Origin of the sequence: Frigidibacter sp. RF13 (assembly GCF_026626305.1) — a bacterium.
Taxonomy (GTDB): domain Bacteria; phylum Pseudomonadota; class Alphaproteobacteria; order Rhodobacterales; family Rhodobacteraceae; genus TMP-24.
In genome coordinates this window covers 33,862-46,121 of sequence record NZ_JAPNUE010000008.1, presented here as the reverse complement: position 1 = coordinate 46,121, position 12,260 = coordinate 33,862, and the positions used below count along the sequence as shown (strand labels likewise).

General features: G+C 63.8%; 11 protein-coding genes. 6 read left to right on the top strand and 5 right to left on the bottom strand.

Translation table 11 applies throughout. The features are described from left to right. Positions 1-13 precede the first annotated feature (13 nt). Together pncB and pncA are read right to left on the bottom strand one after the other, a co-directional pair. Positions 14-1,306 (bottom strand): nicotinate phosphoribosyltransferase, encoded by a 1,293-nt coding sequence (pncB, locus tag OU426_RS14555; protein ID WP_267634765.1) that lies wholly within the window; start codon positions 1,304-1,306, stop codon positions 14-16. Position 1,307: 1 nt separating this feature from the next. Further along, complete coding sequence (gene pncA, locus OU426_RS14550) at positions 1,308-1,916, bottom strand: bifunctional nicotinamidase/pyrazinamidase (RefSeq protein ID WP_267634764.1); 609 nt, start codon at positions 1,914-1,916, stop codon at positions 1,308-1,310. 117 nt (positions 1,917-2,033) lie between these two features. Here pncA and OU426_RS14545 point away from each other — a divergent pair, with 117 nt between their 5' ends. Next, complete coding sequence (locus OU426_RS14545; RefSeq protein WP_267634763.1) at positions 2,034-3,266, top strand: Hsp70 family protein; 1,233 nt, start codon at positions 2,034-2,036, stop codon at positions 3,264-3,266. Positions 3,267-3,308: 42 nt separating this feature from the next. Beyond that, positions 3,309-4,214: an oxygen-dependent tRNA uridine(34) hydroxylase TrhO gene (trhO, locus tag OU426_RS14540; RefSeq protein ID WP_267634762.1), complete on the top strand. Its 906-nt coding sequence runs from the start codon at positions 3,309-3,311 to the stop codon at positions 4,212-4,214. On the opposite strand, the gene OU426_RS14535 is transcribed toward trhO, so the two are convergent. Continuing rightward, positions 4,211-5,398, bottom strand: coding sequence for a glycosyltransferase family 4 protein (locus OU426_RS14535; RefSeq protein ID WP_267634761.1), 1,188 nt, complete (start codon positions 5,396-5,398; stop codon positions 4,211-4,213). The genes trhO and OU426_RS14535 overlap by 4 nt on opposite strands. 820 nt (positions 5,399-6,218) lie before the next feature. Here OU426_RS14535 and OU426_RS14530 point away from each other — a divergent pair. Both OU426_RS14530 and OU426_RS14525 read left to right on the top strand, forming a co-directional pair. Continuing rightward, positions 6,219-6,563 carry a hypothetical protein gene (locus tag OU426_RS14530; RefSeq protein ID WP_267634760.1) on the top strand — a complete coding sequence of 115 codons (345 nt, stop codon included), beginning with the start codon at positions 6,219-6,221 and terminating at the stop codon, positions 6,561-6,563. 198 nt (positions 6,564-6,761) lie between these two features. Further along, a complete protein-coding gene (locus tag OU426_RS14525) occupies positions 6,762-7,892 on the top strand; it encodes a hypothetical protein (RefSeq protein WP_267634759.1) in 1,131 nt (376 codons plus the stop codon). A 214-nt stretch (positions 7,893-8,106) separates the two neighbouring features. On the opposite strand, the gene OU426_RS14520 is transcribed toward OU426_RS14525, so the two are convergent. Continuing rightward, entirely contained in the window at positions 8,107-8,367 is a 261-nt protein-coding gene (locus OU426_RS14520) for a spike base protein, RCAP_Rcc01079 family (RefSeq protein ID WP_267634758.1), read from the bottom strand. Between the two features lie 313 nt (positions 8,368-8,680). On the opposite strand from OU426_RS14520, the gene OU426_RS14515 reads away from it, so the two are divergent. Together OU426_RS14515 and OU426_RS14510 are read left to right on the top strand one after the other, a co-directional pair. Next, a complete protein-coding gene (locus OU426_RS14515; protein WP_267634757.1) occupies positions 8,681-10,240 on the top strand; it encodes a right-handed parallel beta-helix repeat-containing protein in 1,560 nt (519 codons plus the stop codon). A 452-nt stretch (positions 10,241-10,692) separates the two neighbouring features. Beyond that, positions 10,693-11,304 carry a VPLPA-CTERM sorting domain-containing protein gene (locus OU426_RS14510; protein ID WP_267634756.1) on the top strand — a complete coding sequence of 204 codons (612 nt, stop codon included), beginning with the start codon at positions 10,693-10,695 and terminating at the stop codon, positions 11,302-11,304. 95 nt (positions 11,305-11,399) lie between these two features. Here the strand turns inward: OU426_RS14510 and OU426_RS14505 are convergent, their stop codons facing one another. After that, a complete protein-coding gene (locus tag OU426_RS14505; RefSeq protein ID WP_267634755.1) occupies positions 11,400-12,233 on the bottom strand; it encodes a CpsD/CapB family tyrosine-protein kinase in 834 nt (277 codons plus the stop codon). Positions 12,234-12,260 lie beyond the last annotated feature (27 nt).

Here is a 12,260-nt window from a genome sequence, read left to right as displayed (position 1 = left end):
GGGCTAATGCGGGTCAGACGACGACTTCGCTTGCCTGTTGTGCGCCCACCTCGAAGACCCGCATGTAGCGCGCGACCTCGTCCTTCGGACCCATCGCCTTGTTGGGGTTGTCCGAAAGCTTGACGGTCGGCCGCCCGTTCGCCGCGACGGCCTTGCAGACCAGGCTGAACGGGGCGAGCCTGTCGCCGGAGGCAAGGCCGCGGAAGTCGTTGGTCAGAAGCGTGCCCCAGCCGAAGCTGACCTTCACGCGGCCCCGGAAGCGGGCGTGCAGTTCCTCGATCTTTTCCACATCGAGCCCGTCGGAGAAGATCACCAGTTTCTCGCGCGGATCCTCGCCGCGATCCTTCCACCAGGCGATCGCGGTTTCGGCGCCCGCCGCCGGATCGCCGGAATCGATGCGGATGCCGGTCCATTTCGCCAGCCAGTCGGGCGCGCGCTTGAGGAACCCCGCCGTGCCGTAGGTGTCGGGCAGGATGATGCGCAGGTTGCCGTCATGTTCTTCGTGCCAGTCGGCAAGGACGCGGTAAGGCGCCTGCCTGAGTTCCTCGTCATTGTCGGCGAGCGCCGAATAGACCATCGGCAATTCGTGGGCGTTGGTGCCGATGGCCTCGATGTCGCGGCGCATGGCGATGCGGCAGTTCGAGGTGCCGATGAAGGCAGGGCCGAGCCCCTCGATCATCGCCTGCACGCACCAGTCCTGCCAGAGGAAGGAATGCCGCCGCCTTGTACCGAAGTCCGCGATGCGCAGCCCGTCGATCTTCTTCAGCCGCTCGATCTTTTCCCAGAGCCGGGCCATCGCGCGGGCGTAGAGGACCTGCAGTTCAAACTTGCCCATTTCCTGCAGAACCGCGCGCGAGCGCAGCTCCATCAGCACCGCGAGCGCGGGTATTTCCCACATCATCACCTCGGGCCAGCGGCCCTCGAAGGTCAGCTCATACTGGCCGTCGCGTTTTTCGAGGTGATAGGCGGGCAGTCGCAGCCCCTCGAACCATTCCATGAAATCGGAACGGAACATCTGGCGCTTGCCATAGAAGGTGTTGCCGCGCAGCCAGGTGCTTTCTCCGCGGGTGAGTGACAGGGACCGCACATGGTCAAGCTGTTCGCGCAGCTCGCCCTCGTCGATCAGTTCGGCGAGGCGCACCTTGGACGAGCGGTTGATCAGGCTGAAGGCGACGGTCGTATCCGGGCGGTTGCGGAAAATCGACTGGCACATCAGGAGCTTGTAGAAATCGTCGTCCAGCAGCGACCGGACGATCGGGTCGATCTTCCAGTTGTGATTGTGGACGCGGGTGGCGATATCGACCATCTCAGGCCTCCAGCCGCACGCCCGCCGCGCGCATCTTGTCGCGCGCGTCGGCGAGTGAGCCGTTCAGGTCGATGGCCCGGCAGGCACGCTCCAGCACCGTGACCTTGAAGCCGAGGCCAGCCGCGTCGATGGCCGAATAGGCGACACAGAAGTCAGTTGCGAGGCCGACAAAGGTCAGGTTGGTGACGCCACGGGTCTTCAGATAGCCCTCAAGGCCCGTCGGTGTCTTGTGGTCGTTTTCGAAGAAGGCGGAATAGCTGTCGATCGCGGCGCGGAAGCCCTTGCGGATCACCAGATCGGCGGGATCGGTCCGCAGATCCTTGTGGAAGGCCGCGCCTTGCGAGCCTTGCACGCAATGGGCGGGCCAGAGGACCTGGGGGCCATAGGGCATTTCGGTCAGACTGAAGGGCTGGGCGCCGGGATGGTTCGCGGCGAAAGAGGAATGGTTGGCCGGGTGCCAGTCCTGGGTCAGCACCCTGACCGCGAAGTCGTCTATCAGCGCGTTGACGCGCGGAATGATGGCATCGCCCTCGGCAACAGCCAGCGCGCCGCCCGGGCAGAAATCGTTCTGCACGTCGATGACGATCAGGGCATGGGTCTCTGGGCGCATGGCTCACCTCCGTATCCCGCCCATGGGTAAGGACCGGGGCGGGTGCGGTCAATGGGGCCGGGTTGCGGCGGAGGCGGTCATCTGCTACCTGCGGCGCCTTTCCGAAAGGGAGGCTTCATGGGACCGGCAGCGATTGGTGTGGATTTCGGCACGTCCAATTCGGCAGCGGCGGTCCTGAGCGGGGGACGCGCGGTGATGATCCCGCTCGAGGCTGGGCGCGAAACGCTGCCCACGGCGGTCTTCCTTGATTACGCGGCGCGCGCGACGCTGATCGGCAGCGCGGCGGTGGGCGCGATGATCGAGGGCCGCGACGGGCGTTTCATGCGGGCGTTGAAGTCCATCCTCGGCACACCGCTGGCTCGTGAGAGGCGGCAGTTCCTTAACCGCCGCCTGACACTTCTGGATATCGTCGCGGAATTCCTCACGGAAGTTCGCGCGCGTGCCGAGGCTACGCTTGGCAGGCCGGTGGACCGCGTCGTGGCAGGCCGCCCGGTGCGGTTTCACAGCGCCGATCCGGTGCGCAACGCGAAGGCGGCGGAAGACCTTGCCGAATGCTATGCGATGGCGGGCTTTCGCGAGGTCCGGTTTCTGGCCGAACCCGAAGCCGCCGCGCGGGCAACTGGCGTGGGATCAGGGCTTGGCCTCATCGTCGACATCGGCGGGGGCACCTCGGACTTCACCCTGTTCGAGCCTGCGGAGCGCGGGATCCGCGTGATTGCCAGCCACGGCATTCGCCTTGGCGGCACCGATTTCGACCGGATGCTCAGCCTTGCGCGGGTGATGCCTCTGCTCGGCATGGGCGGCCAGCTGCGCAATGAACTGGGGCCGGGTTTGCACGTCGTGCCGCAGGCCCTGTTTCATGAGCTGGCGAGCTGGGAGAAGATCGCCTTCCTTTACAGCCCGGCCACACTTCGCGAGGTGCGTCTTTGGGCGCGTCAGGCGGTCGAGCCGCGCAGGCTCGGGCGGCTGGTCAGCGTGATCGAGGATGAGATGGGCCATGATGTCGCCTTCGCGGTCGAGGCGGCGAAGCTGGCCGCGAACGACCACGGATCAGGCGCGGTCGATCTTTCGATGGTCGAGACGGGTCTGCGGCCGGTGCTGGCCGCCGCAGACCTTGCCGAGGTGCTTGCCCCGCCCGCCTGGCAGATCGGCCTTGCCATCGGCGAGACGCTGGGAACGGCCGGGGTTTCACCACAGGACGTCGCGCGCGTGATCTTTGTTGGCGGGTCCAGCCTTCTGGGCGCGGTTGACCGACAGGTGCGCGCCCTTTTCCCGGCGGCAGCCTTCGAACGGTCCGACGTCTTCACCGCCGTCGTGCGCGGGCTAGCGCTGGCGGCGGCGGAGACTTGATCGCGCCTTGCGTGCGCGCAAGGGCTTTTCTATGACCGGTTCATGATCACAGTGGCCGCCCTCTATCAGTTCACAGCCTTTCCCGATCCCGCTTCGCTGCGCGGGCCGCTTTTGGCCGCCTGCGAGGCGGGTGGTGTCAGGGGCACGCTGCTTCTGGCGCGCGAGGGGATCAACGGCACCATCGCCGGATCGCGCGAGGGGATCGACAGGGTCCTGGCCCACATAAGAACCTTGCCGGGCTGTGCCGAGATCGAATGGAAGGAAAGCCGCGCCGAGACGATGCCTTTTGGCCGGATGAAGGTGCGGCTGAAGCGGGAGATCGTGACGATGGGACAGCCGGATGTCGATCCGTTGGCCCGCGTTGGTAATTATGTCGCGCCTCAGGACTGGAACGCGCTGATCACGGCGCCGGATGTGGTCGTGATCGACACGCGCAACGACTACGAGGTGGCGATCGGGACGTTCGAGGGCGCGGTCGATCCCGGCATTCGTACCTTCCGTGATTTTCCTGACTGGTGGCGCGCACATTCGGCGGAATTTGAGGGCAAGCGGGTTGCGATGTTCTGCACCGGTGGTATTCGCTGCGAAAAGTCCACGAACTTCCTTCTGGGAGAGGGCTTCGAGGATGTCTTTCACCTGAAGGGGGGCATCCTGAGATATCTCGAGGAGGTGCCCGAGGCCGAGAGCCGCTGGAATGGCGCCTGTTTCGTCTTCGACCAGCGGGTGTCGGTGGGGCACGGGCTCGCTCCCGGCGATCATGCAATGTGCTACGCCTGCCGCCGCCCGCTGTCAGCGGAAGATCGTGCGCGGCCGGAATTTGAGGAAGGCGCCGCCTGCCACCGCTGCGCAGACGAATATTCCGATGCGCAGCGTAACGGGTTCCGCGAACGGCACAGGCAGATGACAGCGGCAGCGCGCGCCGGGCGCGCCCATTCGAAACTCGGCTAGGCGGTTGAGCCGAAGGTTTCCCCAAGCGCGCTGAAACGCCGTTCTGCCACGTCGGTCCAGCCGTAGGATCGGACGGCAGCAAAGGCGCGCTCACCCCAATGCCGGCGCAGGTCGACATCGGCGGTGAAGGCCGCGATGCGGTCACGCAATTGCGCAATGTCGCGGGTGTCGAAAGCCACGACCGCGCCGGTATCGGCGCCGATGCGGCCCGCACCAAAAGGCGACGCGAGTATCGGCAGGCCGGCGGCGGCGGCCTCATAGGTGACCCGAGGGTCGCCTTCTTCCAGAGAGGGCAGGACGAAGACATCGGCCGCCGAGTATTCGGCGGCTATGTCCGTGGCAAACCCCGTCGCGCTGACGTTCGGCATTTGGAGCACGTCGCTGTAAAGCCGCTGAAGCTCGCGCTCGCGCAGGCCCACGATGCGCAGATGGGCATTCGCGGGCAGGTCGCGCCAGGCCGCGAGCAGATCCTGAAGGCCCTTTCGAATGCAGGAAAGGCCCACGAACAGGAAGCGGACCGGCGCGCCGGGCTGCTTGTTCGGGCAGAGCCGCAGGGTCTGGCGCAGTTCCGTGCCGTAGCTTGCGGGAAGGACGCGCAGCGATCCGCCAAGGGCCGCGAGACTACGGTCGGTCGCCGGGCTTGGGCTGAAGATCGCGTCTGTGAGCGCGAGGCGCGCCTCCTCGTCGGCGATCCGGGTGTCGGTGATCCGGTGAGTTGGCGGCAGGCCGAGACGGTCGTATTCGGCGTCGAGGATCGGCTTGGCGTGCCGCATCAGCGTATTGATCGCCTCGGTCACGACGATCACGTCGCGGGCGCGCAGTTCCGCGAAGATGCGCCAGGGCACCGAGGGCCAGAGATAGGCGATGTCGCCGGGGCGAAGCGTCTGAAGATAGGCGCGGTGGGCGCGTGGCACGCTGTAGCGCCGGGTGATCCGGTGCGGCAGATGCGCCAAGGGACCAGAGATGAAACTGTGGAGCGGAAAACCCGCCTCTGACCGGCTGTCGGAGCGGCTGGTATGAAGATCGACCTCATAGCCGAGCGCGGCGGCCGCGCGCATGAGCGAGCGGCAGGTGTTGCCGACGCCCACATCGGCGCAGGGCATGCTCATCAGCGCGCGGACGGGCCGAATGCGAGAGAGCCCGAGCGCGGATGTCCCGGACTGCGGTGGCGGCTGGATCAGCATGTTCCCGCCCCGCTTCGGGACAGCGGTCCTCGCGTGCCGATGGGGTGCAAGGGCCGGGCTAAGTATGGCGCACGCGCTCCCCCTGTTCTTGGTCTGGTATCGCTCCAAACTGCTCGGTTGCAGCGATGGCCGGCGTCGGGCTGCGGGCAGGCCCGGACGGAGCCGACCTGCGCAGCCGCGTCTGGCGCTACGGTAGGCATCTGGCGCGCATATGTGGTCGTCGATGACAACAGGCAATCCCGTTTCACGTGCGTAGGCCCGCCTTGGCAAGATAGTGTAGTTGATTAGCGCAGGCGAGACTTGTCGGCACGGGCGACGCGCCTATTGTTTCACATCGGCGCTTACTGTTGGTCACTGATGATGATTTTCGCGTAATTGCAGACGTTGCGTCGGCGATTCGTCAGGTCTTGACGCCGACTACCCCTGGCGTGCGCGACTTGCGGCGCAAACGCAAAGCCAACGACACTCGTGGTACTTCTGGGAACACGATTGTCGCGACGCGAGGAATCCGGGCCGCGCCCGATCGCCATGGCGGCCCGAGTCATCCGGGAAGATGCCGTTAACCGCTCCGCTCGGGGCTGGTTGTTGTGAGGCTAATCCCTGCGCCCAACAGCGGGATCCTGAATGTTCAACCTTTCTCTCTCCTTCCAGATGCACCGTCATCAGCAGAACGCGGGGGCCACCCAGCGGTTTCGTCACCGTTAGTGCTCTTACGCGCGACAAGGTGCTTTTCGACAGCGGTTTTGTTTTCGGAGGGTCGAGCACGACCGTGGCCTTGAGTGGCACCGGTGTGGCGGGTGAACCTGTTCAGGCGCGTTCCGTGTCTCTCAACGACGGCGGCGCGACGACGACAGCGTGGGCCGATATCGGCACGATCTCGGTGGGCGGGACCTGGTCGGGCCAGATCACAGCGCCGCACAGGGCCTCGTGGTTCCGGCCCGAGGTCAGGCCTAAAAACCAACCGGGCGTGGTAGCGCAGGGCGCGAACCGGTTCGGTGTGGGCCATGTGATCGCGATCTGGGGCCAGTCGGAGCCGGAGCGGATCATCAATAGCTCTTGCAACGGCACAACGGCGCCATCGGTCAGCGACCCCGAGGTGGTGCAGATCCTCGTCGGCGCCCCCACGACACCGCAGCGCTTCGTGATTTGTGACAGCCAGCCCTAAACGGCCGCTGTCGCCGCGATTGCCGCGACGCTGATCGCCGCGCGCCGGGGCGAGAAATTCGCTGTCATCTTCCAGACGATTGCGGGCACCGATACACGCGCGCTGGTAAATGATTCCGACCCGAGCCGCCTTCGGTCGGCCGACAAAGCGCTGCATGACTTCGCGACCGCCGACGGTCAGAAGGTCGGGATTGCCGCCATGTCTTGTTACGCCTCGCCGGGCAATCTGGCTGGAAACTACGGTCAGGCACTTTTTCCGCTCATCTCCGGCAAGGACACGGCGGGGGCGACAGTCACCTTCCCGGCCACGATCAATTACGGGTCCGGCCAGTCCTATCATGCTGATCACTGGTTCGGCGAATTCTACGATTATGCGGAGACCAAATGGGTGATCTTTGGCCCACACCGGTTCGATATCGACGCCGACATGCAGGATGCGACGCATTATGCTGGTGGTGCGCCCAACACCAACCTCGAGAACAAGCAGCTTGTCCGCGAGAGCGTGCGCGCGATGCTTTCACTGCCGTCCGCGACGATGTTCCTGCCGCAGGGGATCGAGCCCGCAACCTGCGTGAACGGCCATGATGGCGATGCGGGTGGCTGGGCCGAACTTTCCGACCGCGCCGGGAACACGCCCGGCGGCGTCCAGGCGCTCGCCCGGCTGACCGCGCACGCGTTCCTGAGGGCGTCGGGCCTGTCGAACTGGCCGGTGCCGGTCTTCGACAATTGTCTTTGGGAACTGACCGGGGCATATGTCGATGCCTGGTCGTCGGCCGGACCGATTACCACCACAAGGCTCGCCCGCGCAGAAGCGGCTCTGCCCGCTACCTTCCTGCACTGGACCTCGGTGATGGGCTCTCAGGTCAACGGCGCTCCCGCTCAGAATGCTCAGCTTGTGGCGGGCCGCATGCGCATCTTCAAGAACGGCGGCGGGAACTTCACCGCCTTGGACACGATCCAATTCGGCGAAGGGGGCACCAGCGGCCAGATCCAGTTCCCGGAGGACCACGCAAACAACATCTGGAAGAACCTGCCCATCGTTGCCGTCGGCGCGGCGGGTGTGAATGGCATTACGGTTCGCCCGCTGCCGTCAGACGCAGTATTTACCAACACTTTACCGGCCGTGGCGCTGACATTCACCACTTCGGCGACTGGCCCCTATTTTGTTTCACCGACGAATGTCCCTGCAGGTACGGCGGCGATCATCTTCTCGGGTCGCTTCCGGTTGCTTTCCTTGCCCGTTACGACGCAGGCCATAGCAACCGCTCTGCAGGATTTCTCGCGCGGAAGTCGGCGACGCTGCAGATTGTCGGCCATGTCGAATATGTAAAGTCTTGGTACTCCGCGACCGGCAGCGCGACCGAACCTGCAACGACGCCGGTCAGGCATGTTACGGGCCCGCATCTGTGGCGAATGCCGACAGCTGGAAGCGCGGCTCCGACGCATCCTGATGCCGCTGCCGAATGCTCTCGCCCACACCGGAAGAGAAAAAGCGCAGAACCGATCCCCTGTCCTGCGTTTTCTGTTTCTCGCGGGCTATTGGGTTACCAGAGTGCGACGATAGCGCTGGCGGTTGTCCCGGTTGCGTTGATGCCGAGTGCGCGCAGCGGCAGAAAGCTTCCGCCCTGTGCGTTGGCAAAGACTACGGTTCCGCCGCCGGGCATTCTGAGGGATACATGCCCGCCCTGGCCGATGTAGAGCGCGCGCGGCAGTTGTGCCAGGTCGTTGGTGTCATGCGGCACGACGGTGGAAGCGTCGCGTGCGGGCGCAGTCAATGTCGTTGGATATTCGGAAAACTTGTCCATGTCGGATCCTGTCATGTTGGCCGAGTGAGTTCGTCCAGGTGGGCGCCGCGCGGGACGCGGGCCCTATTGGCCGTCACTGCCGCATGATTTTCGACCCGTCTTAACATCGGCGGAATGCTGCGCGCGGAGGTACTGTTTACAACTTTTGGATAGTGCTACTATCCGTTTGGCGGACAATGATTAACGAATGATTGGATATTCGCGTCAGATTTGGCTCGACTGACATAACCAAACTCCATTTGCGCCGCATCTTTGCCACGTTCGGATTCATTGTTGATGGCGGGGATACACTCGCGACCGGAAGGACAATTCGATGAAGCTGCTTGGTTCCATGCTGATCGCCAGCCTGGCCCTCGGGGTCAGCGCGACCGCATTGTCAGCTGCCGACTATTATATCATGCCGGTGAGGCCCGGCCCGGTCGCAGGCACGCCGTTGGCCGCCATTTCGCTGAAGGCGACGAAGCGCGTGAGCCGCATGAAGCTGAACGTGAACGAGCGCGGCAACACAGCGGGCAAGTGGGTGAGTGTGGGGGAACCCACCACGACGACGACAACCGAGACGACCAAGAGCGCCACTTCTTCGAGCGCAGAGCAGCCCCTCGGCACGACCACGGAGACCACGACGACCGGGGCAACCAGCCCGACGGCGATCAGCCCGACGGCGATCAGCCCGACGACGACACCAGCGGCCGGGGCGACGTATCCGACCGTTGCCGCGCTTCTCAAGTCCGGGCAACTGCAGGGAGGGGACCGGGTCTTCCTGATGGACGGCTATCACGGCCCGATCAACATATCGGGCTACCGGTTCTCGAGCGCCGTGACGTTCCAACCCATGCCAGGACAGACCGCTCAGGTTGACTCGATCCTGATCGGCAATTCCGCGAACGTGACGATGCGAGATATCAAGGTCTGGGCCACGTCGGCGAACGCGGGTTCCGGCGCGCTTGTCCGCACCTACACGAATTCGAGCGACATTGCCTTCTACGGCCTGGATGTTCGGTCGGTTCCGGACGCAGCAAAGTACCTTTCCTGGGATGTCACCGCCTGGAGAGCCAACAAACGTTCGGGCTTTCAGCTGCAGGGCGCGCGCAACATCGTGGTCGGGAGCCGCGTGACGGGTATCTACCATGGCATTCAGGTCGAGGGCCCGCAGAGCCAGTTGGTCGACAATATTGTCGATGGTTTCGCCGGCGATGCGATGCGCGCGCTCGGCGACGATTCTCTGGTGCGCCGCAACAAGGTCCAGAACTGCTTCCAGATCGATGCTAACCACGCGGACGGGTTCCAGTCCTTCTCGCGCGGCCCGACGGGCGCGCCCGGGGCCGGGACCGTCTACAACCTCGTGATCGAAAACAACAAGATCCTCGAATGGACCGCATCCAGCACCAATTCGCTCAGATGCAAGCTGCAGGGCATCGGCATGTTCGATGGCATGTATGACGGCACGCAGATCCGCAATAACGTGATTTCGGTGACCGGTTACCACGGGATCACCATCGCTGGCGCGCTAAACACCACGATCGCCCAGAACACGGTGATCAACGCGCTGGGGCAGGGGACTAATTATCCTTGGATTGCGGTGAACAGGCACAAGAACGGCACCATGTCCCGGAACGTCGTAATCGGCAACAACGCCTCGAACCTGATCAAGAATACATCCAAGGCGGCCAACAACATCGTCGTGTCCAACAATGTTGTGGTGAGGAATATGGCCTCCGAGTTTACAGCCTACCGCAGCCAGGACTACAGTTTGCTGCCCGGTGCGCTCTCGGCGAATGCCGGAAGCAAGGCCTACCAGACGCCCTCGGATATAGTTGGCGCGCCGCGACCGAAGGGCAACGCACCCGACGCAGGGGCCTACGAAAGCCAGTAAGACCTACAGGTCAAGATCTGCACCAAATCCGCCGGCATCGCTGCCGGCGGATTTGTGTTTGAAATGTGGCGACGCCTGCCGAACAACGAATCGTCGAACATCTAAGGGCCGCCTCGAGAGCGGCGTCGTCTGCAATTCTTGCGACGAATCCGCGCTTCGACCGGGGCACTGAAGCGGGTGTGGCGAGGCCGCGCCACAAATCATATCCATTTTTGTCAACCAATAGGAAACTGTCGCGCTGCAATCTCGGTATGGTTTCCTGATTGCCATCCTACTCGATCGGATTGCTGCGTAGACGCCTGAATCGGCATAATTTGTTCAAATCGAGGCGAAACATCGTTCCAATCCCGATGAAATGTGGTAAAAGTGTGACAAAGGGTGCGGAATACTGAAGTGGGGTTTTCACGATGTACTTGAAGTCTTTGGTTCGTGGGCTGTGCGCGAGCGCCGTGATGGCGCTGGGCGCAGTCGGTGCGAACGCAGCAGTTATCGACTTTACCGCCGCGTCGACCGGAACTTCCGGTTCGGTCATGGGCGGGGCCGTCACTTGGACGATGACCGGTAGTGGCTATTTGAACAATTCGCAACTGTTCGACGGCAACAGCAAGCCGACTGGCACGGGCCTCGCGTTTGAGCGTGACGGCTACGGCGTCGGGCTGAACGACGACGAGATCACTACGACGCCGATGCGTCAGGAGTGGATCGAGATCGCTTTCAGCTCGCCCGTCATGGTCAGCGCCTTCTACTTCCTTGACCTGTTCCAGGCACGGACGGGCGGGACGCTTGAAGTCGGCCAGGCCTCGATTGACGGCGGCGCGCCGGTTTCTCTGGTCGCGGTCGATGTTGCCGGAACTGGTGCGGCGGGCTTCGTCGCTGCTGCCTTCCAGCCGATCTACGCTTCGGTCATCCGCTTCACCGTCCTGAACAGCAACGACAGCCTCGGCTATGCCGACGGTGCGCTTGCCGGGATCGAACTCGCTCCGGTGCCAGTGCCGGCGGCGGGTCTGATGCTGCTCGGTGGCCTTGGCGGTCTGGCGATGTTCCGCCGCCGCGCGCGTGCCTGACGCTCGCATCCGAGTGTGAAATAGCGATAAGGCCGGGCGAGAGCCCGGCCTTTGTTTTTTGTTCATACCGCGTTGCAGGGAGATCGCGCCCGGATCTACTCGTAGGCCTCGTAACCGTAGCCTGCAGACGGATCTTCGTAGCGGCACTTGTTCAGGACAACACCAAGCACATTGGTCAGTTGCGCCAGTTCCTTCTCGCAGACATCAATATTGGGCAGGGTCGTGCTTTCCGCCGCCACGACGAGAAGCGAGCAATCGACATTGCCAAGGAAGCCAACATTATCGTCACTGGCCAGCATCGGCGACATGTCGAAGATCATGATATCGGGCTGCCAGGCCGCCTCTATCGCCTTCAGTACCTCGCGGCTGCGATCGCTGTGCAGCACCTCTGCGGGGTGGCGCGAGGGCGTCGCGTTCGTGGCGATGATCAGGTTGGTGCCGACACGGACGCAGGCCTCGACCACGTTTGCCTTCTCCTCAAGCACTTCGTGAAACGACCGCGCGGGCTGATAGCCGATCAGCTTGTGCAGGGCAGGCCGCCTGAGGTCGAGGTCAATGAGCATGACACGCAGGTCACGCTGCCGCGCGAGGCTGAGGGCGAGATTCAGCGACACCGTCGTTTTGCCGCAGGCCGCGTTGGGCGAGGTCACGGCAAGCCGCTTCCAACCTGCGTCCTTCATCAGCCGGATCGTGCGCGAGCGCAGCATGTCGTAGGGTGTCGCATCCTTGCCGCCCAGCAACGAGCCAAGGCGCCCACTGCGCGCCTGTTCGGTCGTGATCGACAGCTCGGGCAGGGCCGACCAGTCGGCACCGCCCTGCGCTGCCCGCGGCTCCGACTGTCGCGGCGCAAGAGGCGCGGCAATATCGTCACCCAGAGATGCTTTTCGCGCCTCGCGGGCCTTCGCCAATGCTGCTTCGAGCTTTTCCATCCTGAGTCTCGCTAATTCTTACCTGTC

What these genes read in the sequence shown, in the direction of transcription:
- OU426_RS14510 (WP_267634756.1), top strand. Translation starts at nt 10,693, where the DNA reads ATGGCGCTGGGCGCAGTCGGTGCGAACGCAGCAGTTATCGACTTTACC.
- pncB (WP_267634765.1), bottom strand. Translation starts at nt 1,306, where the DNA reads ATGGTCGATATCGCCACCCGCGTCCACAATCACAACTGGAAGATCGAC.
- OU426_RS14525 (WP_267634759.1), top strand. Translation starts at nt 6,762, where the DNA reads ATGTCTTGTTACGCCTCGCCGGGCAATCTGGCTGGAAACTACGGTCAG.
- OU426_RS14520 (WP_267634758.1), bottom strand. Translation starts at nt 8,367, where the DNA reads ATGGACAAGTTTTCCGAATATCCAACGACATTGACTGCGCCCGCACGC.
- OU426_RS14505 (WP_267634755.1), bottom strand. Translation starts at nt 12,233, where the DNA reads ATGGAAAAGCTCGAAGCAGCATTGGCGAAGGCCCGCGAGGCGCGAAAA.
- trhO (WP_267634762.1), top strand. Translation starts at nt 3,309, where the DNA reads ATGATCACAGTGGCCGCCCTCTATCAGTTCACAGCCTTTCCCGATCCC.
- OU426_RS14535 (WP_267634761.1), bottom strand. Translation starts at nt 5,398, where the DNA reads ATGCTGATCCAGCCGCCACCGCAGTCCGGGACATCCGCGCTCGGGCTC.
- OU426_RS14545 (WP_267634763.1), top strand. Translation starts at nt 2,034, where the DNA reads ATGGGACCGGCAGCGATTGGTGTGGATTTCGGCACGTCCAATTCGGCA.
- OU426_RS14515 (WP_267634757.1), top strand. Translation starts at nt 8,681, where the DNA reads ATGAAGCTGCTTGGTTCCATGCTGATCGCCAGCCTGGCCCTCGGGGTC.
- pncA (WP_267634764.1), bottom strand. Translation starts at nt 1,916, where the DNA reads ATGCGCCCAGAGACCCATGCCCTGATCGTCATCGACGTGCAGAACGAT.